The sequence below is a fragment of the Pedobacter sp. WC2501 genome (assembly GCF_052682415.1).
This window is the reverse complement of sequence record NZ_JBQZFI010000001.1, coordinates 1,360,062-1,385,608: the sequence shown is the minus strand read 5'-3', so window position 1 is coordinate 1,385,608 and position 25,547 is coordinate 1,360,062. Positions and strand designations below refer to the sequence as shown.

Here is a 25,547-nt window from a genome sequence, read left to right as displayed (position 1 = left end):
GTCTTATATATATGAATAGCAACATCAGATCAAAACAAACCATTGTTATTGGAGCGATTGTATTGCTTGTTGCATTCTTATTTACAAGAGACATTAAGGGTTTAGTTAAACCAACTGAAGAAAATGGAAAAATGCCTTCAAGTGGCCCAATGGCCGGAGCAGCTTCTCCATCTACAGCATCGGTACTAAACCTCGAAACTTCGTCTACCGCTGCAAAGAATGTGATCAACAAAAATTTGGCCACAGATATTACAGCTTTAGAAAATAGCTACAAAGGCGCAAATGGCGCAGAAAAGATTGAACTTGCTAAACAATTGGCTCAGAAATGGGACGATGTTGAACAAATTACTCCATCTGCCTTATATTTAGAAGTTGTTGCCGAAGGCGAACCATCAGCAAAATCGTGGTTAGCTGCAGGAAATCAATTTATAAAAGCTTTTGAAAGCACACAAGATAGCATAGCGCAGCCTGCTTTATTGCAGAAAGCCAATGCATCTTATAAAAATGCATTAGAGAAAGACTCTACAAACATTGAAGCTAAAACAGGCTTAGGTGTAACGATAGTAAATGGCTTAGGCGCACCAATGCAAGGTATTGCAATGTTGCTGGAGGTTGTAGCTAAAGAACCTAAAAATGTAAAAGCGAATATGAATTTAGGATTGTTCTCTATAAAATCAGGTCAGTTTGATAAAGCAATTCCTCGTTTTAACACCGTAATTGCTATAGCTCCAACCCCTGAAGCCTATTTTTATTTAGGAACAGCTTTAGAAAATTTAGGCAGAAATAAAGAAGCAGTAAATGCTTACCTATCAAGCAAAAAATTAGCGGCTAACCCAACCTTAGCATCATTCATTGATAAGAAGGTGGTTGAACTAAAGAATAAAAATTAATTAACAGATTAATAAAAACATTTAAAACTTAAAACTATGCCAAGCGGTAAAAAAAGAAAGAGACATAAAATGGCTACCCACAAACGTAAAAAACGTTTAAGAAAAAACAGACATAAGAAAAAATAGTTTCTTATTTTGATTAAGCCAATTAAACCTCATAGTAAACACTATGAGGTTTAAACCATTTATATGATTTTTTTATTGTATATGTTTCTGGCTATATCACTGTTTTATTTACTATCCATTTGTTAATAGGCGAAAGCCTTAAATCTGTAGCTGTTGGTAAAAGAATTAATTATCAATTCGACTCCTGCCGGAGTTACCATAGCGTTGATTGAAGACAAACAACTTGTTGAGCTTCACAAAGAACAAATCAATATTAACTACGCTGTAGGCGATATTTATTTAGGCCGCATTAAAAAAATTATGCCTGGCCTGAATGCTGCTTTCGTGGATGTTGGTTATGAAAAGGATGCTTTTTTGCATTACTTTGATTTGGGCCCACAGGTGCAATCTTTAATTAAGCTAACGAAGATCAAGCGTAATGGCTCGGTTACAGGCACATTATTAGACAATTTAAAGCTGGAAGCCGATATTAATAAGGCAGGCAAAATTTCTGATGTGCTCAGTAAAAACATGCTCCTACCTGTACAAATTGCTAAAGAGCCAATTTCTACAAAAGGTCCACGTTTAAGTTCCGACATTTCGATTGCCGGCAGGTATGTGGTACTGGTGCCATTCTCCAATACCATATCTGTATCAAAAAAAATTAAAAGCAATACTGAACGTAATCGTTTAAAAAAGATTATTGAAAGTATTAAACCTCAAAATTTTGGGGTCATTATCAGAACCGTTTCTGAAGGCAGAGGGGTTGCCGAAATGCAAAAAGATCTTTTAGATTTAATTGCTAAATGGGAAAATTTCATTAAAAAAATGCCTTCTACCGAACCTTCAAAAAGAGTTTGGGGAGAAATGGACAGATCATCAACGTTAATTCGTGATATTCTGAACCCTGATTTTACAAACGTTTACGTAAGTACACCAGAGCTGTACGATGATATCCGTTCTTATGTTCACGATATTTCTCCTGAAATGGAAAAAATCGTTAAACTGTACAAACAGAAAGAACCTATCTTCGATCACTTCGGTGTAGAAAAGCAAATTAAAAATGCTTTCGGAAAAACAGTAAACTTACCAGGTGGTGCTTACCTTGTTATTGAGCACACTGAAGCACTGCACGTAATAGACGTGAACAGTGGAAATCGTACTGCCAGTAAAGAAAATCAGGAAGAGAATGCTTTACAGGTAAACAAAGAGGCGGCTAAAGAAATTGCCCGTCAACTGCGCTTGCGCGACATGGGCGGTATTGTGGTAATCGATTTTATCGATATGCACAAACCAACAAACCGTAAAATGCTATTCGATTATTTGCGTGAGCTGATGTTATTGGATAGGGCCAAACACACTATTTTGCCTCCAAGCAAATTTGGTTTGGTACAAATTACCAGACAACGCGTTCGTCCGGAAATGAATATTGTTACGGTAGAAAAATGCCCGGCCTGCGATGGGACCGGAGAAATTAAAGCGAGTATCGTTTTAATGGATGATATTGAAAACAACCTTAATTATATTTTAAGAGAGCAAAATGAAAAAGGTGTTACACTTTGCGTGCATCCATACATTGAAGCTTATATTACAAAAGGCATTTTCAACCTTCAACGCCGCTGGTTCTTTAAATATGGCCAGTGGATTAAAGTTAAAGCGCAGTCATCGTATCATTTAACTGAGTTTCACTTTATCTCTGCTAAAGACGAAGAGATTAAATTATAACTTAAAAAACATTTAACAGAAAGCCTGGATTTTAATCCGGGCTTTTTTGTTTAAGTGTATTTCAATCCTAAATATTAATTAAGCGCCTTACTAAGTTGTGCTTATATAATCATTTTTTTGGAAAACGACTGTCCAGTGCGTTTTGGTCAATTAGCCCTGCTATCCCTCCAAGTCCTCACTCATTCTTCGCTCCGGGCTTTCCGTTCTATCAGGTTTATCAACAATGATTCGGCATTTCATAGGGATGTTTCAAACCTCGCAGGTTTTGAAAACCTGCGAGGTTTAACATAAAATGCGATTTGGGCAAAGGATTAATTGTTCAAAAAAATAAAACCACTTTCAATCCTGAAAGGTTAAATTCGTAATCTAAAATTTTAATCAATTGGCAAAATCAAAAAGTGCATTTTTCTGTCAGAGCTGTGGCTACGAATCGGCAAAATGGTTGGGTAAATGTCCGTCATGTAACCAATGGAATACCTTTGTAGAAGAAATTGTAGAAAAAAGTTCAGCATCTGTTCCAACCTGGAAAAGCGATACTGTTAGCCGTAAACTAAGCAAGCCAAGCAAGGTTGATGAAATACAATCATCAACTGAACGCAGGATATTAACAGGCGATAAAGAATTAGATCGCGTATTGGGTGGTGGATTGGTAGAAGGATCCCTGGTATTGATCGGTGGAGAACCGGGTATCGGGAAATCGACCTTAATGTTACAGTTGGCATTAAATATAAAAGGGAAAAAGTTATTGTATATTTCGGGAGAAGAAAGCGAACAGCAGATTAAAATGCGGGCAGAAAGGATCCAGGAAAGCCCATCGTCTAACTGTTACATCCTGACAGAAACTTCAACGCAGAATATATTTAAACAGATCGAAATTCTGGAACCTGAAATTTTGGTTGTAGATTCTATCCAGACTTTGCACTCCGCTCATATCGATTCAACCCCAGGTAGTGTATCGCAGGTAAGAGAATGTACAGCCGAATTATTGCGTTTTGCAAAAGAAACAGGTGTGCCGGTTTTTCTTATTGGTCACATTACCAAAGATGGCGCCATTGCAGGACCGAAAATACTCGAACATATGGTTGACACGGTTTTGCAGTTTGAAGGCGATAGGCATCATGTTTACCGCATTTTACGTTCAATTAAGAATCGCTTTGGAGCTGCCGCAGAATTGGGCATCTACGAGATGCAGGGAAGTGGTTTAAGAGAAGTCTCCAATCCTTCTGAGATTTTGTTGTCGCAGCGTGACGAGGAGCTGAGCGGAATAGCTATAGCTGCAACCCTGGAAGGCGCCAGGCCGATGTTAATTGAAACACAGGCGCTGGTAAGTTCGGCAGCCTACGGAACCCCTCAACGCTCTGCAACAGGTTTTGATACCAAAAGAATGAATATGCTCCTGGCTGTTTTGGAAAAACGCTGTGGCTTTAGGTTAAGTACACAAGACGTTTTCTTAAATATTGCTGGGGGGATTAGAGTAGAAGACCCTGCAATTGATCTGGCTGTATTAATTGCCATCATATCATCGCATCAGGACATTGCCGTTTCTTCCAAAAATTGTTTCGCTGCAGAGGTAGGTCTATCAGGAGAAATAAGAGCGGTAAACAGAATTGAACAACGCATTGCTGAAGCAGATAAATTGGGTTTCGAAACCATTTATATCTCTAAATACAATTTAAAAGGAATTGCCATAGAAAAATACAACCTTGAGATTAAAGCTGTAAGTAAAATAGAAGAAGTATTCAGTCTTGTTTTTGGATAATAAGAAGTGGGGAAATAACTCAACAACATTACTCATAAAGAAGATAATATTCTACATTTCTACAATGTTGTCTCTTATAAAGAAAACTATTACAAAAATACAAATAACTGAATATAAGATAATTAAACACAACTCAAACGAATATTATCATTTTGGTTGCTGGTTTGCCTATAAAGTTAGATGTATATCATAGCATTTGATCTACACAATTATAGGGATGATTTTCCTCGTTAACGGATGTTAACGAGGTTTTTTCTTTTCAGTATTTAGAAAAATTTTAAATAACTTTGATTAGATCATAACCGGATAATTATAAATTCATGAAAAAAATCATTCTAAGCTTGAGTTTTTGTCTATTGACGGCACTTTCATTTGCTCAAACTGCGTATACTGGTCAAAAATTTGGAGAAGAAGTTAAACCAGGTGATGTAAAACCAGCTGCCAAGATGGAAGCTGCAATGGGCGACAAAAAAACTGTCGACATGAAAATTGAAGGCAAAGTAGTGGATGTATGTAAGAAAAAAGGCTGTTGGATGACATTAGAAATGCCTAACGGTGATCCAATGCGGGTAACTTTTAAAGATTATGCTTTCTTTATGCCTATGGATATTGTTGGCAAAAAAGTAGTTTTAGATGGCTTAGCGAAGAAACAAACCATCTCCGTTGAAACTTTACGCCATTATGCTGAAGACGCTAAAAAATCTCCTGAAGAAATAGCTAAAATTACCGATCCTAAAAAGGAACTGGCTTTTGAAGCTAAAGGTGTAGTGATTTTAGATAAATAATTCCCAGAATTAAACATGGTAGTATTCGTCACCCTGAACCGAGCCCTAGCGAACTCACCGAAGGTAATTTATTTCAGGGTATTAAAGATGCTGAAATAAATCCGAAGCTATCGGATCAACATGACGAAACTGGAAAACGAAACAAAAAATAACCCCGATGCAGATTCTGTATCGGGGTTTATCTTTTATGGTTTTTCGGATTATAAAACCCAGTTCCAACCAAATTCGTCGGGTGCTAAACCATAACGAATATCGTTCAGTTTTTTAGCAATACCATTAGAAATATGCCTGGTTGAAGGATCGGTCAATTTATAGATCTGACCATTATAGCCCATTTCGCCTACATGCGTTACTGTAGCTGCAGTTCCTGCGGCAAAAGCTTCGGTTAAGCTTCCGTTTTCAACTCCTTCAATTACTTCCTTAACAGAAACCCGACGTTCTTCAACTTCTACTCCGGCCTCTTTAGCCAGTTTAATAATCGTATCACGCGTAACACCATCCAGAACAGTACTGCGTACTGATGGCGTAATTAGTTTACCATTGATTACAAAAAGTAAGTTGGCTGTTCCGGCTTCTTCGATAAATTCATGGGTTACTGAATCTGTCCAGATCAATTGATCGTAGCCTTCTTTTTTAGCTTGCTCAAAAGGATATAACGAACGGGCGTAATTTCCAGCAGTTTTGGCAAAGCCTACACCGCCTTCATCCGCACGTGTAAATTCAGTTTCAATTTTAACCTTTAATGCACTACTATAATATGGACCTGTTGGTGTGGTTAACAAAGCAAATTTATAGGTATCAGATGCCTTAACACCCAAATAAGGATCCATGGCAAACATTACCGGACGGATATACAAAGCATAATCTTCCTGATCGGGCACCCATTTCTCATCAACATTGATTAATGCAGCCAAACCTTGCATAAAAATTTCTTCAGGAATACCTGGCATCGACATTCTTGCAGCTGATTTGTTAAAACGCTCGAAGTTTTTATCAGCACGGAACACACTAATCTTTCCATCTGGTTGGCGGTAAGCTTTTAATCCTTCGAAAATCGCCTGTCCATAATGAAGCGCGGAAATTGCCGGGCTCATCGGAATCGGGCCATAAGGAAGAATCTGTAAATTTTTCCATTCGCCATCTTCATAGTCGGCAGTAAACATGTGATCGGTAAAAACCTTACCGAACGGTAATTGTGAAAAATCAGTAACAGTCAAACGTGTTTGATCTGTTTTAGTGATTTTTATATCTAATGTCTCGGTCATTGTATTTGAATTTTGAATGGATGAACGATCGAAATGATTGAGTGTGTTACCCACTCATTCCCTAATTCAATAATTCACTCATCCTATCATTAATTATTTCGCGCAAATTAAGAAAAAACAGGCTTTTTTAATAGCTTTTTGCAATATTAATCTTTGTTTTTGAGTGTTTTAAGTACACTAAGCACCCATCCTTTACCCCACTCTTCCATTTGCTCATCTGTCCATAGAAATGGATAAAAGATTCTTTTCTGAAAACGCGGAGGCAGGTACTTTTGCCAGTTGGTTCCACCCGTTGCCGCAATATCAACCGGATCTTTCTCCAGATAACGTACAGCCGATTTGTAGTGTGATAAAGGCCATTCTACATTTACATACAAATCCAGCTTACGTAGTTCTTCGGCAAGCGCTGAAACATCGGCTCCATTGGCTTGTAATTGATGGTATAAAGCTGAGAAATTGGTTAAAGTACGGTCTTTTGCCAGTTGTAGAAACTGAGCTGCATACTTTTTAATAAATTGCTTTAAGGTTAACGTTTGCTTACCTGAAGCCAGTTCGGTTGCACCAAATTTCCAGTAAATATTTTCGAATTGCTCTTCTATTGTTGCGGTACTTAATTCTTCGCGTTTGCTTTTATCTACCAATCGGATAAAATCCGTAGCGCAGATCTCAATCATCCGGTACTGGCCTGACTGGAATCCACTGGCAGGCAATAACGACATGCGGAATTTCAAAAACTGTTCTTTCTCCATACCGTCCACCATCACTTCAAAAGAAGTGGTTAAGGCGTTGAAATAAGCATTGATCCGTTTTACCCGTGCCGTAAAAAATTCGACAGTTAAATTTTCATGCTCTGCAATCTGTCTGCATTCGTGCAGTACAAGCTTAAAATAAAGTTCGGTAATCTGGTGGTACATGATGAAAATCTCTTCATCAGGAATTGGTGTTTTAGGGCTCTGCAAGCTCAGCAAAGTATCCAAATGGATGTAATCCCAATAGGTTAAGAAATCGGCATACAGAAGTCCATCGAGGTATGATGCCATATCTTGCCCCATTGCCGTATATTTTTCCTGTAGTTGGTGTAGTTTGTCTTTTATTTCGGGTGTAAAATCCATGGTTTAAAGTTAGCTGCACAAAGGTGATAAAGATTTTGCAACAAATAACTAAATTTTATACATTTGGGCCAATGGCGATGGAGTACCGCCAAAACCGCCCAAACAGGCTGATGACTCCTACGATTTTTATTTAAAATTGAATACAAATGCCTGTTAAAAAACTAACAGAAGGATTTCTTCTGTCTATCAAACACTTTATTAAACTCGATTTCGGATTACTCTTAATGAGCACTTTAAAGTGGCTATTGATTTCTGCAATATTGGGTGGAATTATTGGCTCTGCCTCTGCCCTATTTTTAGAAACTTTAAATTGGGCAACCGATTATCGTGAGCAACATATCTGGATTATCGCTTTTTTACCAATCGCTGGTATAATCATTGGTCTGGCTTACCATTATTGGGGTGCAAAGGTTGTTAAAGGAAACAATCTATTGATTGAGGAATTACAATCACCCAAGAATGTGATTCCTTTGATTATGGCACCGCTCATTTTTGCGGGCACGATTATAACCCATTTATTTGGCGGATCGGCTGGAAGAGAGGGCACAGCGGTGCAAATTGGAGGAGCCTTTGCTGACCAGTTTACGAAACTGTTTAAACTTAAAGCCAGAGACCGAAAAGTGATCCTCATTTGCGGGATCAGTGCTGGTTTTGCGTCTGTTTTTGGAACACCATTGGCAGGCGCCGTATTCGGATTGGAGGTTTTTGTGATTGGAAGTTTAACTTACAGTTCAATTCTTCCTTCCTTTATAACGGCAATTATTGCCGATTACGCCTGCAAAGCCTGGGGCGTTGGCCATACCCATTATTCTATAACCGCTGTACCAGAAGTAGATTCAATAAACCTATTGTTATCTTTAGGTGCAGGAGTTTTGTTTGGTCTTACGGCGAGAAGTTTCTCTGCGTTAAACCACGGACTATCCAGCCTTTTTGCCAAAATTAAATATCCACCATTACGCCCATTTATTGGCGGAATCATTTTAGTCGCCATTATTTACCTGATCGGAAATACACGATACATAGGACTGGGCATTCCGGTTATTTCAGAATCATTTATGCAGCGAGAAGCATATTATACCTTTGCAATTAAATTATTTTTGACTGCATTTACCTTGAGTGCGGGATTTAAGGGAGGCGAAGTTACTCCACTCTTCTTCATTGGCGCCACACTGGGCAGCTTTTTGAGTTTCTTTATCCCTTTACCAGTTAGCCTGCTGGCAGGAATGGGTTTTGTTGCTGTTTTTGCAGGGGCGGCGAACACACCTTTGGCTTGTATTTTTATGGGTATAGAATTATTTGGTGCGTCATCAGGAATTTACATTGCCTTAGCCTGTGTTACTGCCTATTTATTTTCTGGCCATACGGGGATTTATCGCTCGCAAACGATAGGCGCACCTAAACATTTGCTGTTGAAGCGGCATCAGTTTTTGAAGTAACTTTGACAACCTTCTCAACAAGAGGCCTGTAAGATTGTCAAAGCTCATCGAATAATATAGCCTCATGAACTATCAGAATGAAATTTTTAGATATTCTGTTATTCCACCAAATTGGCTTTGACAACCTTCTAGTGCTCTGCAAAGTAAGGTTGTCAAAGTTCATCGAATAATATAGCCCCATGAATATCAGAATGAAATTTTAGATACTCTGCTTTTCCGCCAAACCAGTCCAATACTTCTTGCTTTTTTAGTTTGGTATCAGTTTCCAATAAAATACGTCTGTAAGAACTCCATTTCCACTCTCTGAAATCTGAAATAAGGTTATGCTTTTGAGGATTTGCATGAATATAATAAATGAGTCTACTTAATAAAACTCATCATTTATCAGAGCGCGTTTAAATGGTGTCTGAAATAATGTCCCTATTCTTTTATGCTGAATATTAAACGCCAATGCGTATGATTGAAAAAATATTCTGAATTGTTTGCTTACAATATCATGCGCTGAAAAATCACCAATTGTTTTTATAACCCTTAAACTTTCTTTAACCCGGATTAGCAGATGAAAATGATTTCCTAATAAACAAAAAGCATAAACATCTAAAACCTTTGAAAGGTATTGGTCAAATTTCTTTAAAAAAAACTTATAGTTAGCATCCGACTTAAAAAGTAGCTGCCTATCGATAGATCGGTTATAAATATGATAGAATTTTCCTTCTTCAAATTTAGTGTAGTAATGTTCGGTTTTTGCCATAATGTAATTGCATAAACCAATATACTAAAAATCAGCTGTAAAAAGCTTTGACAACCTACTGGCAAATAGCCTATAAGGTTGTCAAAGCCTTCGATTTACTATTAATACAGCACCCTAAATTTTATTGTTTGCTCAATCTTTTTAAGGGATTTAAACAATTGTTTATCATACTGTGCATTGATATCGGTAATGGCATAGCCAATCTCAGGATTGGTCATTAAAAACTGGCTCACAATATTGATGTCGTGTTTGGCAAAGACAGTATTGATTTTCGCCATAATACCAGGAACGTTTTTGTGAATATGAATTAAGCGGTGCGATTTCTCAATTTTCGGTAATTGTAAGTTCGGGAAATTGCTGCTGAGATAAGTTGCTCCGGTATTCATAAAATCGGCTACCCTTTTCGGGATAAAATCGATGTTGCGCGGGTTATTTTTCGGGTCATCAAAAACAACAATCCCTTGTGTTGTACATAAAGCCAGGTCTATTTTATTTTTTGCATTACCTAAATATCCAATAGTTTTAAGCTTAGCAGCATTTTTCAACTGTTCCTTATCTATTTTCTCCCCATCAGCTAGCAGGATAATCCCCACATCTTTTACATATTTGTCTTCGAATGAGGTTTTATGGCGAATAGATAAACCGTCATTTTTAAGAATGGATATGGTTAAAGGATCAACCTCTCCAATTACTAAACAAAGAATTCTGTTTTTTGGATACGAAATTGCACGGGGCAAATCGTTTACATACAAAAACTCATCGAAGCTTGGTGTTACATGGTCTGCTTTGGAAACAATGCTTTCACGGGCAATATTCTCTGTAAATGCAAAAAACTTATTGATGATACCACTTTCGCGCAACTGGAAATCAGAATAACCATCCCCTATACCAAATAACTCGCCTTCGAGTTTTAAATGCTGAAGCAGTTTTACTTTACCACCTTCTTCACTTAAAGGATTGGCATGGTCGTAATCTATAATTTTACCATCGCCGGTGGTTACAAAGGTATTGGCATAAATATTTTCCTTTTTGATGTGATATTGGCTTACTACAGGTGTAATAAATTCCTTAAATCCACCAGATACAATCAGTACCTCATCGGCATGTTTCTTAAAAAACTCGGCATTACGCGAAAAGGAAGTAGATACTTTCTTTTTTAAATGTTTAATGAGTTGTTTTAAATGATCTTCATTGGCTTCAAGCAACTTAACACGTTGTGCTAAACTTTCGGAGAAGGAAAGTTTTCCTTCCATGGCAAAATTGGTGTAATCTTCAATCTTTTGGAAAATCGCCTCTTTATCCGGGTGGTTCTTTAGCGAAATTCGGGCAAGTTCATCAAGGGCTTCTACCTGTGTAAAGGTACTATCAAAATCAATGATGTAATAAGCTTTTTCTTTGGGCATTATCTTAAATGTTGGGTAATTTCTTTTATGCTTTCAGCAACCGGCTTAAAAGTAATACCTGTTGCCGTTTTTATTTTATGGTTATTGTAATAACTTAGGGTTAAACTGCTCTTTGCAGCATCTTTGGTGATAGAAGGCTGTTTACCAGTAAATATAGATACAAATTTTAGTGCTCTCCAAGCTATTCCAAGCATCCATGGTTTTGCTTCTTTTGTTGGCGCTTTAGCCCCAAAACCCTCAGCAATTTCGCTGAACAAATCTTTATAATGATAATCGTCTGCAGAAATGATGTACCGCTCTCCCGAGACTTCAGCGTCCATTAGCAGGATCATCGCTTTAACTACATCTTCAACATCAACAAAACCCGAAGCTCCATCAGTATAAAATGGAAAACCATCTTTTACCAATTTAAAAATTGCTCCACTCCCTTCAAAACCTGCATTTTTACCAATAATGACCGATGGGTTGACAATAATAGCGTCTAATCCTTCGGTGATGCCACGCCAAACCTCCATTTCTCCTTCGTATTTGGACAAACCGTATGCGTGTGCTTTTGCATCATACTCCCAAAAGTCTTTTTCGGTAATTTTATGTCCCTTTTTTGCATTGCCCAGGGCAGCAACCGAACTTACATGCAATAGCCTGCAATTATTTTCGGCAGAAAGGTTTACAATGTTCGATGTACCTTCTATATTGACATGAAAAAGCTGCTTTTTATGTTTCGGGTTAAAGGATACGAATGCGGCGCAATGGTAAACTTTAGTAATTCCGCTAAAAGCATCTTCTAAAGTAGCAGGTTCATTAATATCGGCTTCAAACCATTCAATCAAAGGATTATTTTCGATCAACGCAGGGATTTTAGATTTCTCCCGCCTCAATGCCCGAACAGTTAAACCTTTGTCGGTTAACTGCTTAATTAATTCAGATCCTAAAAATCCAGTTCCTCCGGTTACCAGTATCATTTTATTTTTTTTCGGGCTATATGTGAAAATACGCATTCAAAAATAGATATTTGAGCCGAGAGTTTTAAATATATGTCATTAACGGATTTCTTTTCCCCAATAAACCCCGATAGTTTTACGCCAAAACAAGGATTTTTTACAAGTCAGCTGGGATTAAAAGCGCAGATTTACACCGAATCGTTTCCCGATTTTGAAGAACATACTTACGATCTGGCCATTTTTGGCGTACTGGATGGAAGAGGTGCAGTTAACAATGAAGGTTGTGCCCTGGCACCCGATTATTTCAGAGAGAAATTTTACAAACTTAATGAAGGCGCTTTTAGTAGTCGGATTGTCGATTTAGGTAATATTAAACATGGTGCAACCATTTCCGACACTTACATCGCCATCAAAATGGTGGTTTCAGAACTGATCAAAAAAGACATTATTCCAATCATTATTGGTGGCGGACAAGACTTAACCTATGGCCAATACCTTGGTTATGAAGATTTAGAGCAAAAAGTGGATCTGGTTATTATAGATAATCAATTTGATATTGGTGATGACGAAAACGAGGGAATTGCTACCCGGTCGGATTGTTATCTGAACAAAATTTTCTTACATCAACCCAATTACCTTTTCAATTTTAGCAATGTGGGTTATCAAACTTATTTTGTAAACCAAGAAAGTTTGAGTGTTATGGATAAATTATATTTTGATGTACATCGTTTGGGTGAGTTTGCTCAGGATATTACGTTAACGGAACCCATCATCCGAAATGCAAACATGGTTAGCTTTGATATGAGTGCCATCCGCTCTGCCGATGCTGCAGCAAATGCGAACACCACGCCAAATGGTTTTGATGGCGAAGAAGCCTGCCGCATTGCCCGCTACGCAGGCATGAATGATAAATTGACCTCAATTGGTTTTTACGAGTTTAATCCGGCCTACGACAACAACGGACAAACAGCTTTCTTACTTGCCCAAATGGTATGGTATTTTGTGGAGGGCTACTACGCTCGTAAAAAGGATTTCCCGCTTACGCCTAAATCGCAGTTTATAATTTATCGAACCAGTTTAAAGGATGGTTCGGGAGAAATGATGTTTGTAAAAAGCAAAAAATCAGACCGCTGGTGGATGCAGGTGCCTTATCCGTCTGGCCAGACTAAAAATGAACGTTACCACCTTGTACCTTGCAGGTATGATGATTATCAGACTGCCGTTAATGGTGAAATGCCCGATTTATGGTGGAGAACCTACCAAAAACTGAATTAAAGTTCTATGTAATTTCAAAGTTAGTGTTGAATTTTTCATTTTTCACCGAAAACCAGCACAAAGGATTACACGCTTATGAGCAGTCTATCATAATTTTACACAGCTATTTACGTTTTAGCCATACAGAATTCTATATTTGAACAGGATTAAACCAACCTCGTAAAAACATCATTATTTTCAAAATCAAAAAGTAAAATCAACAAATCATGATAACTAATGAAAACAATTTTATACAGATGAAAAAATTATTATTATCAGCAATGGCTTTATTGCCACTTGCAGCATTGGCACAGAAGCCATTTACAGTTAATGGTGACATAAAGGGCCTAAAAACCGGAGATAAGGTCTACCTTATATATCAAACAGAAGGTAAAAGCATTACCGACTCAGCAATTGTAGCAAACGGTGCTTTTGCTTTTAAAGGAACATTAGCCAGCCCTGCTCAGGGAAGCCTTTTCTTAAACAAAAACCCTTATGTTAATCGTCCGGCACAGGGTGAGAAATTAGATGGATTATCGCTATACGTAGAGCCAGGAAATATAAAGCTATCTGCAGCAGATTCATTAAAAAAAGCTACAATTACCGGCTCTCCTGTTAATGATGATGCCAAGAAATTAAAAGCATTAACAAAACCAGCAGCAGATAAACTTGCTGCAATTAATGCAGAATATGCGGCTTATACACCAGAGCAAAAACAAGATAAGACCCTTATGGAGGCTTTAGGTGCTCGTTATGAAAAAGAAGCTGCAGGACTGACTCCATTATTATTGCAGTTTGCTAGCAGCAACCCAAAATCATTTATTAGCCTAAATTCAATTAATGAGCTGGCCTCAGATCCAGATCAGGCGGCTGCAGCAGAGAAGGCTTTTAAAGCACTGTCACCTGAGCTTAAGGCAACTTACACAGGCAAAAACATTGCTCAAATATTTGAAGCAGGAAGAAAAACAGCGGTAGGTGTGATGGCTATGGATTTTACCCAGAATGACCCTGATGGTAAACCCGTTAAATTATCTGATTTTAAAGGAAAATATGTACTGGTAGATTTCTGGGCTTCATGGTGTGGTCCATGCCGTCAGGAAAATCCAAATGTGGTAGTTGCTTACAACAAGTTTAAAGATAAAGGCTTTACTGTTTTAGGTGTTTCTTTAGACCGTCCGGGTAAAAAAGATGCCTGGTTAAAAGCAATTGCTGATGACAAATTAACATGGACACATGTTTCTGATTTAAAATTCTGGGAGAACGAGGTAGCTCAAATGTATGGTATCCGCTCAATTCCAGCCAATTTCTTAATTGATCCAACAGGCAAAATTATTGCTAAAGGCTTAAGAGAACAAGCTTTACAAGATAAACTTCAAGAATTATTAGGAAGTAAATCGAAATAAAAAGCATTAAAAACAAAGAAAGTCCCAACTAAAAATTGGGACTTTCTTTGTTTTACAGGAAAACTTCTTAAGCAGATTTTAAGAAATCCAATACGTTAAATTCCCCTTGTTTAATTGCTGTTTCAGAAATTTTCCTGAGTATCTTTTTCAACTTATATTCTTTTAAATCAAGTCAAACCCGATATCTTCCCTGAAATATTTCCCGTCGAAATAAATTCTGCCAGCATCAGCGGTTGCTGATTGTAAAGCAGTAAACAAATCTTTTTGTAAACTGGTAATTGCAATTACCCTTCCTCCATTTGTTTTCACAACATCATTCTCTAACAATGTTCCGGCATGAAATGCATTCGAATGACGTAAGTTCTCAATTCCTGATATGGCTTTACCTTTCAGGTAATCGCCCGGGTAACCACCTGCCACAATCATTACAGTAGCGGCTGTTTGCTCAGAAATAACCAGATTAACCTGGTTTAATTGTTTATTAGCGGTAGCTAAAAACAGCTCTACCAAGTCGTTTTCAACTCTGGGGATCACGCTCTCTGTTTCAGGATCGCCCATACGTGCATTGTACTCAATTACAAAAGGCTCCTCTCCTACTTTAATCAGTCCGAAAAATATGAAACCTGTATAATCAATATTATCTTTCTTTAAACCATCAACCGTTGGTTTAATAATGCGTTCTTCTACTTTAGCCAAAAATTCTGGTGTGGCAAAAGGAACCGGCGAAACCGAGCCCATACCACCAGTATTTAAACCAGTATCGCCCTGGCCAATCCTCTTATAATCTTTAGCAGAAGGCAGTGTAATATAATTTTCGCCATCAGTTAAAATAAATACCGAAAGTTCTATCCCGCTTAAAAATTCTTCAATCACTACCGTTGCCCCAGCTGCACCAAATTTACCGCCAAGCATCAGTTTTAATTCTTCCTGGGCTTCGATGGTCTCGGTACAGATTAATACCCCTTTACCGGCTGCTAAACCATCTGCCTTTAAAACGACTGGCAAAGCATGGTTTTGCAGATAAACCAGGCCATCTTCCAAAGTTTCGGGCGTAAAAGATTTTGAAGCCGCAGTAGGAATACCATGGCGCTCCATAAACTGTTTAGAGAAATCTTTGCTTCCTTCTAAAATAGCCCCTTCTTTTTTTGGTCCGATAACCGGGATGTGTGCAATGGTTTTATCGGCAAGGAAAAAATCATGAATACCATTTACCAGAGGTTCTTCAGGTCCTACTACAACCAGTCCGATATTTTCGTTAAGCACTACTTTTTTAATGGCATCAAAATCGTTTACATTGATATTGATGTTTGTACCATAAGCTCCTGTACCACCGTTCCCTGGAGCAATAATTAGTTTATCGCAGTGCGAAGACTGGCTCATTTTCCAAGCGAATGCGCTTTCTCTGCCGCCTGAACCTAAAAGTAAGATATTCATATTGGCAAAGATAATATTTTAGTAACAAGTAGCGAGTATCAAGTAATAAGACTTGTCATCAAATACTAGCTTCCTTTCGCGCTTCGCGTCATTTGCTCAAGCATATCCCACATTTCGTTCGGGATTGCTTCCAAACCATTCATCTGGCCTGCCCCCTGCAACCATTCACCACCATCAATGGTAATTACTTCGCCATTAATATAGCCTGAAAAATCGCTTACCAGAAATGCAGCTAAATTGGCGAGTTCCTGATGATCGCCAACTCTTTTTAAAGGCACGCGGTTTTTAAAGTCGAATTTTTTGGCTAAATCGCCAGGCAATAAACGCTCCCATGCGCCTTTGGTTGGAAACGGACCCGGAGCAATAGCATTGGTACGGATACCATATTTACCCCACTCTACAGCCAGAGATCTTGTTAATGCTAAAACACCACCTTTTGCACAGGCCGATGGTACCACATAGGCTGAACCTGTAAATGCGTAAGTGGTAATGATATTTAAAACTGTTGCCGCTTGTTTTTCCTTAATCCAATGTTTACCAAAGGTAAGTGTACAGTTAACCGTTCCTTTTAAAACGATATCGATAATGGATGAAAAGGCATTTGCGGATAACCGTTCTGTTGGTGAGATAAAATTACCCGCAGCATTGTTCAATAATACGTCAACCGAGCCAAATCTTTCTAAAGTTTTGGCCAATACGTTTTCTACCTGTTCAATCTCCCGCACATCGCAGGCTACAGCCAATACTTTGCCTCCGGTTTTTTCTTCCATTTCGTCGGCAGTTTTTTGTAATACATCCTGCTTACGGCTGGTGATCACTAAATTAGCGCCTAACTTCAGAAAATAAACACCCATCGCTTTCCCAAGTCCCGTTCCTCCACCTGTAATTACGATAGTTTTTCCTTTTAAAGCATCTTCTCTGAGCATGGGTGAATTATAATTGAACATAATATTTGGTTAAACTGGTTAATTGTTTAGATTGTTTTATTGCTAAACTGCTGGGAATGGTTAATCGGTTAATTGTTGTGATTGGCTAACTGTAGAAGTTCGTAAATTGCTAACTGGAAACCGACAACTGCAAACTGATTACTTTCTCTGCAGGTTAGCTAAAATTGTTTTTAATATATGGCGCGTTGCAGGCGACCACCACTGTGCCAACATTTTCTCCAAAGTAGCCGATTGATCAGCAGATACCGCAGCAATGAGTTCTTCGCGAATATTCACTTTACTTTGTGACCAGGTATTGCTTTCGAGCTCCATGTATTTTTTAATCTTGCGTTCGGCGGCGGTTAACAAACTCTCGTTCTTTACCAATTCATCTACCAAACCAACCTTTAGCGCTTCTTCGGGACTGTAAAGTTTACCCGAAAGCAAACTACGGCTTGCTTCAGCTTTGCCTAACCAAAAGGCATACAACTGAAAGATGCTATTCGGCACAATAATACCTACCGGTACCTCATTAAGTCCAATAATATATTGTCCTTCTGCCATTACCCGGTAATCGCAGGCTAATGCCATTACACATCCACCAGCCGGGCTATGGCCACTAATTGCGGCTACCATAGGTTTTTTAAATGAAACCATATTGGCAGTAAAGCCCAGAAACAACTGCCAGAAAGATTTAGCCTCCTCTTCGTTATAGTTATAAAGTTCTACCAAATCCAATCCTGCAGAAAAGAACGGCGCTGTACCGGTTAAAATTACACCGCCAATGTTGTCATCAGCAGTAATATTTTTAAGCATATCATCAAGCTCGGTAATCAACTCGCGGTTTAAGGCGTTCGATTTACCTCTATCTAACGTAATGGTTGCCAGGCGATCTTTAACACTTACTTTTATTGTATTCATATTTAAATAGTATCAAGATTTGAATATTCAGTATCAAGGTTTAAGTATCGGGTATCAAGATAAATATACCGCAGCATAAGCTATGCATGCATACTAATTCAAATTTATCTATTTTTATCTATTTAACATCATAAGTGTAAACTTTTCTTGCCAAATGCCCTGCAGCGTCTATTCCTTCTATTACTACTCGGTAGGTTCCGGGCTCATCTGCATTATAAAATTCGAATTGGGCTTTTCCATCCTTATCTGTAACAACCTGTGGATTCCAATAAATGGTTGTTCTAAAATCGGACCTGCTGCCTGAGCTTGTTGCATCATATTTTGGTGAATAAAATTCTCTTGAAATTGTAAATCCTTTTGGATTAAAGGTTACAATTCCTGGCGCATATCTTTCGGTACTTCTACCACCGTCACCCCTTTTTGTGGTAATAATAATTAAACCTCCACCACCTCGTGAGCCATAGATGGCGGTATTACCGATACTTTTTAGCAACTCGATAGATTCTACATCCATAGGTGTAACGTTATCCAGAAAATCGGCCTCCATTTGCATCCCATCAACAATGATACCCATCGGAGTATCCTGACTACGCATCAGGTATGGTACATTCCCCCTAAATATTACACCAGGTAAACGGCCCTGTAAACATTGAGATAAGGTAGCACAGGTAGACAACTGATCGGCAGTTATAATAAAATCGGCCCTACCGGCACCATTTAAGTTGGATGAATTTTTCGCCGGATTTTTCTTTTCAGTAATCGTTACCTCTTCGAGTTTAATGGTTCGCTCCAGCAAGCCTAAACGGGTCATCTCATTAAAATAATTATCACTTTCTTTAATATACTTCATCAAAGTATTGTTCACATTGATATCAATATCGGCTCCATTTTTATTCTTGGTTACAATCTGCCCGGGAACAATATCAAGATTAATATCTACAAATTTCCGTTCTGTTTTAGTTCTTGCCTGAACCACAAATTTTGTGCTGTCGCCAAAACTTAAATTATCGAAAACAAATTTTCCTTCGGCATTTGTTACCGTATCCAAAATGTACATGGTTCCTTTTGTGGCCATCAGCATTACTTTACCACCGGGTACAGGCTTATTGCCTTTCATCACCGTTCCGCTAATGCTGATAGACTGTTCTGGCTTATAGGTAATATTCGGACCAACATTATTGATAATATTTTTCCAAAGAAATCTTCTCCAGCCCTGGGTAAGCATGAGGTTATCGAGTTCTTTTTGTGTTTGAAGATCGTCTTTTAAGAAGTAATGGTTGGGATTCTCTACGTATCCGGTCAGATCAGAGGTAAGTAACAGTGAGGTGAGTATATTCGATTCATTGTTTTCATCAGGGCCAACTTTTGTTGCATTGGTAACAGCAACCGAAAAACTGCCTAAAACAGGCTTACTCTCATTATTTGCATTGAAAGTAAAAGCTGCTTTTCCTCTTTTTGAGGCGGATACTGCGGATGCATTAAGCGATACATCAATTTGTTCGGCCTTATTGTTTATAAAAACCAAACGTTCTGCTAAAGGTTGATTAGTGCTCGAAAACAATGTAAACTGAACAATACCGGCTGGAAGGTTCTTTTTTGGAATATAGGCTACCAGTACCTGTTTATCCATTTTAGCTTTAGAGCCATAATATACATTGCCTCCATACTGTCCCACTACTTTTAATTCAGCTCCGTTTACAAGATCGGCACTGGCCATAATTTTAACGACCACTTTACCGGTATCTAAAGCATTTACAGAAAGTGCATACCCGCTTTTAACAGCTACAGGAAGTTTAATTACCTTTTCGGATCCATCTTTAAACTTAACTTTTGCGGTGTAAGATCTACCTGCCTGACTATTAAACACGAAATTTCCCATGCCCAGATAATTGGTAGAGAAAGAAGTAACTTCATTTCCTGTTTCATCTACAATGCTGCCCTGAACATCCTCACCACGGCCAGTAGAGCCAACTGCTTTGATAGCCACTTTTTGCGGCAATTCTTCAACAAGCGCACCTCCTTCTGGCATAAACTGTACATCTACATCATTAGAGGTTGAAGTAATCGGGATAGATTTGACCACCTTTTGTTTATTATCAAGCGTTATGGTTGCAACAATTTTTCCAGATTTATTTTGAAATGGCTGATTATTAGTAAAATTTATCACCGCATCGCCTGTTAAACTGGTTTTAACTTTTCCTTTGCTAACCGAGCGGTAATCTAACTGTACATCATAACTCACTTCATTTTCGCTATAAGCTACCCCATTTTTATCTTCGAAATGAACTGTGGCTGTAACTTTATCAGCGTTGTTCTCTTTTGTAAAGTTATAGGTGGTTTTTGTAAAAACTTTGTTAGCCCAGCTATTTCCGATCTTAATCGTCTTATCGTAAAAGAATTCAGCACCAAAATTCCGCATATAATTGGTATAGGCCCTAATTCTATAATTACCCTCTGCCAGTGAATCTGTGAGCTTAAAATCGCCCCAGGTAATTCCACCCATAATGGGTAATTTAACCATTTTTTTTAACGAATCTTTTTCATTAATCAGCTCTACATACAGGATTTTGCTGATGCCCGAAGGAGCCGAGGTCTTGGTATTTACAACATAGGCTTTGAACCAAATATCATCTCCAATGGCATAATAAGGCTTATCTAAGTGAAGATGGACTTTTTCTTGAGGATATTTGCTGGTGTAATCTTCGAGTTTTTGCAAGAGCTGACTAAATGGATCATCATCCATTTTAAATGCACCAAAAATAAGCAGAGATAGAAAACTGATTGCGAGAGTAATTTTGAGTTTCATGTGGTTATTAACAAATAAATACGTGTCAAGGTACAAAACCTACGGCATACTTTTATGAAGTTAACATGAAATTCAGTTTGACTTCTAAGTTTTTAGTTAACCGCTGCAAAAACGCTTAATTATAAATTTACAGGATTAGAATCAATGTCATAAGTTAAGAATTTTTAACCACAGATGGGCACGGATAAACACGGATTTTCATATTTGTGTGCATCCTTGCTATCTGTGGCTAAATTGTTTTTGCTTGTGCCGAATGGCTTAACTCGACGAAGAAATCGGTGTGTTCGCTTTAATTGGGTTTAGGAACGATGTTTAGCGCCATGAGAACAGACTGCGAATCATAAACCCGACAGCAGCGGCGGCTCCCGATCCTTCTATCAGGACCACAGCGAATGGCGGGGCTACAGACCGCCACAGCGCACCGGCTTTCATTTCCAAAAACGAAAAACATTTCTTTAGTTTAGGTGATTTGGAAATGAGCAGTTCTGATCACTTGGCAACGTCAGTCCCGCTTTTGTTTCTGCCGATGAAAAAATCGGCATTCACGACAATCGGGTTTAGGAACGATGTTTAGTGCTCTAAAAACAGACTGCGAATCACAAACCCGACAGTAGCGGCGGCTCCCGATCCTTCTATCGGGACCACAGCGAATGGCGGGGCTACAGACCGCCACAGCGCACCGGCTTTCATTTCCAAAAGAAAAAGATGTCAGTTCAATTTACTGTCGGCTACCAAAGATTAAACAAATTGTTAAAACTTATTCTTCCACATCATGCTTTCTACCGGCCTGGTGGTTTTATTGTTGTACTTAGCGTTACCTTTTGAATTATACATCGTTTCAATTTTACCTTCAACAACAAAATAAATCAATTGGCCAATAGGCATTCCGGCATAAATTTTTACAGGTTGTGCTACCGATATTTCCAATGTCCAGGTATTGCAAAAACCAACGTCACCTTTACCTGCTGTTGCATGGATATCGATACCTAAACGGCCGGTGCTGCTTTTGCCTTCTAAAAATGGTACATGCCCGTGTGTTTCGGTGTATTCTACGGTAACGCCAAGATATAGCGTGCCCGGGTGAAGGACATAGCCATCTTTAGGAATTTCGAAATGTTCGATTTCGTTGTGCACCTTCGCATCAAGCACGCGGCTTTTATATGTAGCCAGATATTTCCCTAAATGAACATCATACGAGTTGGTTCCTAAACATTCGCGTTTAAAAGGCTCAATGATGATTGTTCCCTTCTCAATTTCTTCCAATATCCTGCTATCAGATAATATCATTTTTATACGTATTTTTGGCCTAAATTATCATTTATTTAAGATAATTTTGCATGTAATCTCCAATTTAATCAATGCCAATAATTTACCACAAAAATATTGATCAGCATTCTGTTTTAGCAATTTGGAAAATTGAGGAAACAGAAGAAGAGTTGTTGGCCGGACTGCAGCTTAAGCAGCATGAACATGATATTATTTCATCATTAAACAGTGGCAAAAGGCTATTGCACTGGTTAAGTACGAGGTTGCTGTTGAGAACCATGTTGAATACAACCGAGTATATTGACTGCCAGTTTGATGAACATGGCAAACCCTATCTGGTTAATTTCGATTACCATATTTCATTAAGTCATTCTTACGATTATGCAGCCGTGATGATTAGCAAAGATCATCCTGTTGGCATTGATATTGAACTGATTAAACACAAAATAAAAAGCATTAAACACAAGTTTTTGAGTGATGTCGAACTTGCCCAAAAGCAAATCGGAGATAATACCGATGGCTTATATGTAGCCTGGTGTGCTAAAGAAGCCATTTATAAATGGCATGGCAAAAAAGGACTGGAGTTTAAACAGCATATCCATATTAAACCTTTTAAGCTAAGAAACGAAGGTTCATTAAATGCATTGGTAGAATTACCAGCCGGTACACGAGAGTTGACCATTAATTACTTTAAAACAAAAGACGGTTACATGTTAGGCTATGTAGCCAGCAATTCTTAATAAAATGGAGATGAACGAGACAGCGGAAAAAGCAATTGCAACAGGCTTAAAACCAACTATTTTTGCAGACTGGGGCTTAACAGACTACCAGGTAGCCTGGGATAAACAGGAAGATTTGTTAAATAAAACGGTAGCCATTAAAACAGAAAACCGTGTAAATAACACCAATAAGCCTACGCCAAACCATCTCGTATTTTGCGAGCACCCACACGTTTATACTTTAGGTAAAAGCGGGCATCCCGAAAATTTATTATTGGATGAGCAGGGATTAAAAGATAAAAAAGCAACCTACTATAAAATAAACCGGGGTGGTGATATTACTTACCATGGCCCGGGGCAGCTAGTGGGCTATCCTATTCTTGATCTTGATAACTTCTTTACTGATATCCATTTATATTTACGCACCCTGGAAGAGGCCGTTATCCTTACTTTAAAAGATTACGGGATAGAAGCGGGACGTTATCCTGGCTTTACCGGGGTTTGGTTAGATGCCGATAACGAAAAGGCACGTAAAATATGTGCTATGGGCGTTCGTTGCAGTCGTTGGGTTACCATGCATGGTTTTGCCTTTAATGTAAACGTAGATTTAGATTACTTTAAAAACATTGTGCCATGCGGTATTGATGATAAAGCAGTAACCTCTTTAGCAAAAGAATTGGGTTATCAATTAGATATGGAGGAAGTAAAAGGTAAACTGAAAAACCACATTGCCGGGCTCTTTAAAATGCAACTGATTTAATGATCAGGCTTATCTTTATTTTAGCGTTAATTACCACTCAGGTTTCTGCACAAAATCTGGATGGACTAATTAAATTTATAAAGGACAATCCTAAAAAGGCTTCGATTGTACTTATTGAGAATAGCAAAGAAGTCCTCAATTTTAACGGCAAACAACAAATGCCATTAGCCAGTGCGGCTAAAACCATTATTGCTATCGAATTTTCTAACCAGGTAGCGGCCAAAAAACTTAACGCAAACCAAAACATAGCAATAAGCGAACTAAGCAAATACTACGTTCCCTTTACTGATGGCGGCGCCCATTCTGCATGGCTTAAATCTTTAAAAAAGACTGGGGCTGACAGCGTTTCTCTGCTGCAGATTGCTCAAGGCATGATTAGGTTTAGCTCAAATGCTAATACTGAATATATTGAGGATTTATTAGGCCTGGAGAACATAAGCAGGAATATTAGAACACTAAAACTTCGGCAGCATAGCCCCTACTACTTCTTTACTGCAGGAGCAATAATGACTTGCCTCAAACCTGATAATCTTGATGAAAGTGTGTGGGCAAAACAATTGGAAGCAATGCCAATGAATGAATATGTAAAACAATGCGAAACCAATCATATCAAATTAAAAACAGATTCAACATTTATCAAAACTTTCAGCGCCAGAAACTTGTCATTCGCAATACAAAAAATATGGTCAGATAGGTTAGTCGCCTCAAATACTGCTGATTACGCGGGCATTATGCAGAAAATTAACAGCAGAAATTACTTTAAGCCCGAAATCCAAAATATCTTAGATCAGATTATGGAATGGCCCATGGTATATCCAGGCAACCAGGCTGCTTTTAAACATTTAGGGCAAAAAGGCGGATCTACTGCATTTATTTTAACAGATGCTTTTTATGCAACCCACAAAAACGGAACAAGTTTAGCTTGTGCTTTTTTCTTTAACAACCTTACCGAAAAGGAAGAGTTGATGATCCAAAGCAATTTTGCAAGTTTTGAGGCAGGTATTATTACTGATGCCGCTTTTAGGCAAAAACTTATTACATCCATAAAATAAAACTTAGCCTAATCTCATTTCGTAGATTAAACTATGAAGATTTTATTAAGCGCCATTTTGTTTTCTTTCTTAACTTCGGGCTGTACAAAACAAACACCCATGATTAACGAGCCAGCGATCAATCAAGCTACCCATCCATCAAGCGGAACAGGGAATTTCACTTATTTAGCCCTTGGCGATTCTTATACGATTGGTGAAGCTGTAAAACAAACACAATCTTTTCCTTATCAACTTCAAAGCCTATTAAAGAATCAAAACATCAACGTAGCCAATCCTAAAATTATTGCCACTACTGGCTGGACAACCGACGAACTGCAGGCGGCCATTAAAAAGGAAAACTTAACCGGCAGCTATAGTTTTGTTACGCTTTTGATTGGCGTAAACAACCAGTATCGTGGTTATGCGCTTACTACTTACAAAAAAGAGTTCGCAGAATTGTTACAAACGGCAATTAATTATGCGGGGGGTAATAAAAGCAAGGTTTTTGTGGTTTCCATACCCGATTGGGGTGCTACTCCCTTTGGTAAAAACTCAGGAAAAAACGCACAAACCATAGCAAGCGAGATTGATAATTTTAACACGGCAAACCAAGAAATAACGCTTGCAGCAGGCATAAGCTATACGAATATTACTCCAGCCTCCAGAAATGCGACTACAGATATTTCATTAATTGCTGATGACGGCCTGCATCCAAGCGCCAAAATGTATGGCCAATGGGCCGAGTCCTTAATGACAAAAGTGGCTCCAATGTTGAAATAATTAATTTACAATTTATTCCATTTTTGAATTAAAAAAATTACTTTAGTTCAACAATTTAAATTAATCACCTTTAAA

General features: G+C 38.3%; 21 protein-coding genes and 1 riboswitch. Of the genes, 11 read left to right on the top strand and 10 right to left on the bottom strand.

Annotated features, from left to right (window positions below; translation table 11 throughout):
* The first annotated feature begins 11 nt into the window (after positions 1-11).
* The 4 genes from ACUN24_RS06000 (at position 12) to ACUN24_RS05985 (ending at position 5,264) form a co-directional block, all read left to right on the top strand.
* Positions 12-890, top strand: coding sequence for a tetratricopeptide repeat protein (locus ACUN24_RS06000; protein ID WP_445561683.1), 879 nt, complete (start codon positions 12-14; stop codon positions 888-890).
* Between the two features lie 279 nt (positions 891-1,169).
* Positions 1,170-2,720 carry an Rne/Rng family ribonuclease gene (locus ACUN24_RS05995; RefSeq protein WP_445561682.1) on the top strand — a complete coding sequence of 517 codons (1,551 nt, stop codon included), beginning with the start codon at positions 1,170-1,172 and terminating at the stop codon, positions 2,718-2,720.
* A gap of 382 nt (positions 2,721-3,102) precedes the next feature.
* Complete coding sequence (gene radA, locus ACUN24_RS05990; RefSeq protein ID WP_445561681.1) at positions 3,103-4,479, top strand: DNA repair protein RadA; 1,377 nt, start codon at positions 3,103-3,105, stop codon at positions 4,477-4,479.
* A gap of 320 nt (positions 4,480-4,799) precedes the next feature.
* On the top strand, positions 4,800-5,264 hold the full coding sequence (locus ACUN24_RS05985) for a DUF4920 domain-containing protein (protein ID WP_445561680.1): 465 nt from the start codon (positions 4,800-4,802) through the stop codon (positions 5,262-5,264).
* A gap of 200 nt (positions 5,265-5,464) precedes the next feature.
* Here ACUN24_RS05985 and ACUN24_RS05980 read toward each other — a convergent pair whose 3' ends face one another.
* Positions 5,465-6,529, bottom strand: coding sequence for a branched-chain amino acid aminotransferase (locus ACUN24_RS05980; protein WP_445561679.1), 1,065 nt, complete (start codon positions 6,527-6,529; stop codon positions 5,465-5,467).
* Between the two features lie 146 nt (positions 6,530-6,675).
* Positions 6,676-7,641, bottom strand: a complete 966-nt coding sequence (locus ACUN24_RS05975) for a tryptophan 2,3-dioxygenase family protein (RefSeq protein ID WP_445561678.1) — start codon at positions 7,639-7,641, stop codon at positions 6,676-6,678.
* A gap of 64 nt (positions 7,642-7,705) precedes the next feature.
* Positions 7,706-7,768, top strand: a riboswitch (Fluoride riboswitch).
* Positions 7,769-7,787: 19 nt separating this feature from the next.
* Here ACUN24_RS05975 and ACUN24_RS05970 point away from each other — a divergent pair.
* The gene (locus ACUN24_RS05970; protein ID WP_445561677.1) at positions 7,788-9,077 is read left to right on the top strand and encodes a voltage-gated chloride channel family protein; all 1,290 of its coding nucleotides are present in this window, start codon (positions 7,788-7,790) and stop codon (positions 9,075-9,077) included.
* A 364-nt stretch (positions 9,078-9,441) separates the two neighbouring features.
* On the opposite strand, the gene ACUN24_RS05965 is transcribed toward ACUN24_RS05970, so the two are convergent.
* The 3 genes from ACUN24_RS05965 to ACUN24_RS05955 form a co-directional block, all read right to left on the bottom strand.
* Complete coding sequence (locus ACUN24_RS05965) at positions 9,442-9,828, bottom strand: transposase (protein WP_445561676.1); 387 nt, start codon at positions 9,826-9,828, stop codon at positions 9,442-9,444.
* A 101-nt stretch (positions 9,829-9,929) separates the two neighbouring features.
* Positions 9,930-11,231 (bottom strand): HAD-IB family phosphatase, encoded by a 1,302-nt coding sequence (locus ACUN24_RS05960; protein ID WP_445561675.1) that lies wholly within the window; start codon positions 11,229-11,231, stop codon positions 9,930-9,932.
* Positions 11,231-12,229: an NAD-dependent epimerase/dehydratase family protein gene (locus ACUN24_RS05955; RefSeq protein WP_445561674.1), complete on the bottom strand. Its 999-nt coding sequence runs from the start codon at positions 12,227-12,229 to the stop codon at positions 11,231-11,233. Before ACUN24_RS05955 ends, ACUN24_RS05960 begins: the two co-directional genes overlap by 1 nt.
* 36 nt (positions 12,230-12,265) lie before the next feature.
* On the opposite strand from ACUN24_RS05955, the gene ACUN24_RS05950 reads away from it, so the two are divergent.
* Both ACUN24_RS05950 and ACUN24_RS05945 read left to right on the top strand, forming a co-directional pair.
* Positions 12,266-13,447, top strand: a complete 1,182-nt coding sequence (locus ACUN24_RS05950) for a formimidoylglutamase (RefSeq protein ID WP_445561673.1) — start codon at positions 12,266-12,268, stop codon at positions 13,445-13,447.
* A gap of 236 nt (positions 13,448-13,683) precedes the next feature.
* Positions 13,684-14,829 carry a redoxin domain-containing protein gene (locus tag ACUN24_RS05945; RefSeq protein WP_445561672.1) on the top strand — a complete coding sequence of 382 codons (1,146 nt, stop codon included), beginning with the start codon at positions 13,684-13,686 and terminating at the stop codon, positions 14,827-14,829.
* A 162-nt stretch (positions 14,830-14,991) separates the two neighbouring features.
* Here ACUN24_RS05945 and purD read toward each other — a convergent pair whose 3' ends face one another.
* From purD to dcd, 5 genes are all read right to left on the bottom strand, one after another.
* Positions 14,992-16,263, bottom strand: a complete 1,272-nt coding sequence (purD, locus tag ACUN24_RS05940) for a phosphoribosylamine--glycine ligase (RefSeq protein ID WP_445561671.1) — start codon at positions 16,261-16,263, stop codon at positions 14,992-14,994.
* Between the two features lie 65 nt (positions 16,264-16,328).
* On the bottom strand, positions 16,329-17,210 hold the full coding sequence (locus tag ACUN24_RS05935; protein WP_193422856.1) for an SDR family oxidoreductase: 882 nt from the start codon (positions 17,208-17,210) through the stop codon (positions 16,329-16,331).
* Between the two features lie 138 nt (positions 17,211-17,348).
* Entirely contained in the window at positions 17,349-18,110 is a 762-nt protein-coding gene (locus ACUN24_RS05930; RefSeq protein WP_445561670.1) for an enoyl-CoA hydratase/isomerase family protein, read from the bottom strand.
* 118 nt (positions 18,111-18,228) lie between these two features.
* The gene (locus ACUN24_RS05925; protein WP_445561669.1) at positions 18,229-20,916 is read right to left on the bottom strand and encodes a TonB-dependent receptor plug domain-containing protein; all 2,688 of its coding nucleotides are present in this window, start codon (positions 20,914-20,916) and stop codon (positions 18,229-18,231) included.
* A gap of 750 nt (positions 20,917-21,666) precedes the next feature.
* Positions 21,667-22,203 carry a dCTP deaminase gene (gene dcd, locus ACUN24_RS05920; RefSeq protein WP_132399469.1) on the bottom strand — a complete coding sequence of 179 codons (537 nt, stop codon included), beginning with the start codon at positions 22,201-22,203 and terminating at the stop codon, positions 21,667-21,669.
* Between the two features lie 71 nt (positions 22,204-22,274).
* Here dcd and ACUN24_RS05915 point away from each other — a divergent pair, with 71 nt between their 5' ends.
* The 4 genes from ACUN24_RS05915 to ACUN24_RS05900 are packed head-to-tail and all read left to right on the top strand — an operon-like array spanning position 22,275 to position 25,472.
* On the top strand, positions 22,275-22,922 hold the full coding sequence (locus ACUN24_RS05915; protein WP_132399471.1) for a 4'-phosphopantetheinyl transferase family protein: 648 nt from the start codon (positions 22,275-22,277) through the stop codon (positions 22,920-22,922).
* Between the two features lie 10 nt (positions 22,923-22,932).
* A complete protein-coding gene (lipB, locus tag ACUN24_RS05910; RefSeq protein WP_445561668.1) occupies positions 22,933-23,661 on the top strand; it encodes a lipoyl(octanoyl) transferase LipB in 729 nt (242 codons plus the stop codon).
* Positions 23,661-24,713: a serine hydrolase gene (locus tag ACUN24_RS05905; RefSeq protein WP_445561667.1), complete on the top strand. Its 1,053-nt coding sequence runs from the start codon at positions 23,661-23,663 to the stop codon at positions 24,711-24,713. Before lipB ends, ACUN24_RS05905 begins: the two co-directional genes overlap by 1 nt.
* Positions 24,714-24,746: 33 nt before the next feature.
* Complete coding sequence (locus tag ACUN24_RS05900) at positions 24,747-25,472, top strand: SGNH/GDSL hydrolase family protein (RefSeq protein WP_445561666.1); 726 nt, start codon at positions 24,747-24,749, stop codon at positions 25,470-25,472.
* Positions 25,473-25,547 lie beyond the last annotated feature (75 nt).

Excerpts from the sequence above, each read along its gene's own strand:
- ACUN24_RS06000 (WP_445561683.1), top strand. The coding sequence starts at position 12 with ATGAATAGCAACATCAGATCAAAACAAACCATTGTTATTGGAGCGATT.
- ACUN24_RS05985 (WP_445561680.1), top strand. The coding sequence starts at position 4,800 with ATGAAAAAAATCATTCTAAGCTTGAGTTTTTGTCTATTGACGGCACTT.
- ACUN24_RS05980 (WP_445561679.1), bottom strand. The coding sequence starts at position 6,529 with ATGACCGAGACATTAGATATAAAAATCACTAAAACAGATCAAACACGT.
- ACUN24_RS05975 (WP_445561678.1), bottom strand. The coding sequence starts at position 7,641 with ATGGATTTTACACCCGAAATAAAAGACAAACTACACCAACTACAGGAA.
- ACUN24_RS05970 (WP_445561677.1), top strand. The coding sequence starts at position 7,788 with ATGCCTGTTAAAAAACTAACAGAAGGATTTCTTCTGTCTATCAAACAC.
- ACUN24_RS05965 (WP_445561676.1), bottom strand. The coding sequence starts at position 9,828 with ATGGCAAAAACCGAACATTACTACACTAAATTTGAAGAAGGAAAATTC.
- ACUN24_RS05960 (WP_445561675.1), bottom strand. The coding sequence starts at position 11,231 with ATGCCCAAAGAAAAAGCTTATTACATCATTGATTTTGATAGTACCTTT.
- ACUN24_RS05955 (WP_445561674.1), bottom strand. The coding sequence starts at position 12,229 with ATGCGTATTTTCACATATAGCCCGAAAAAAAATAAAATGATACTGGTA.
- ACUN24_RS05950 (WP_445561673.1), top strand. The coding sequence starts at position 12,266 with ATGTCATTAACGGATTTCTTTTCCCCAATAAACCCCGATAGTTTTACG.
- ACUN24_RS05945 (WP_445561672.1), top strand. The coding sequence starts at position 13,684 with ATGAAAAAATTATTATTATCAGCAATGGCTTTATTGCCACTTGCAGCA.
- purD (WP_445561671.1), bottom strand. The coding sequence starts at position 16,263 with ATGAATATCTTACTTTTAGGTTCAGGCGGCAGAGAAAGCGCATTCGCT.
- ACUN24_RS05935 (WP_193422856.1), bottom strand. The coding sequence starts at position 17,210 with ATGTTCAATTATAATTCACCCATGCTCAGAGAAGATGCTTTAAAAGGA.
- ACUN24_RS05930 (WP_445561670.1), bottom strand. The coding sequence starts at position 18,110 with ATGAATACAATAAAAGTAAGTGTTAAAGATCGCCTGGCAACCATTACG.
- ACUN24_RS05925 (WP_445561669.1), bottom strand. The coding sequence starts at position 20,916 with ATGAAACTCAAAATTACTCTCGCAATCAGTTTTCTATCTCTGCTTATT.
- dcd (WP_132399469.1), bottom strand. The coding sequence starts at position 22,203 with ATGATATTATCTGATAGCAGGATATTGGAAGAAATTGAGAAGGGAACA.
- ACUN24_RS05915 (WP_132399471.1), top strand. The coding sequence starts at position 22,275 with ATGCCAATAATTTACCACAAAAATATTGATCAGCATTCTGTTTTAGCA.
- lipB (WP_445561668.1), top strand. The coding sequence starts at position 22,933 with ATGAACGAGACAGCGGAAAAAGCAATTGCAACAGGCTTAAAACCAACT.
- ACUN24_RS05905 (WP_445561667.1), top strand. The coding sequence starts at position 23,661 with ATGATCAGGCTTATCTTTATTTTAGCGTTAATTACCACTCAGGTTTCT.
- ACUN24_RS05900 (WP_445561666.1), top strand. The coding sequence starts at position 24,747 with ATGAAGATTTTATTAAGCGCCATTTTGTTTTCTTTCTTAACTTCGGGC.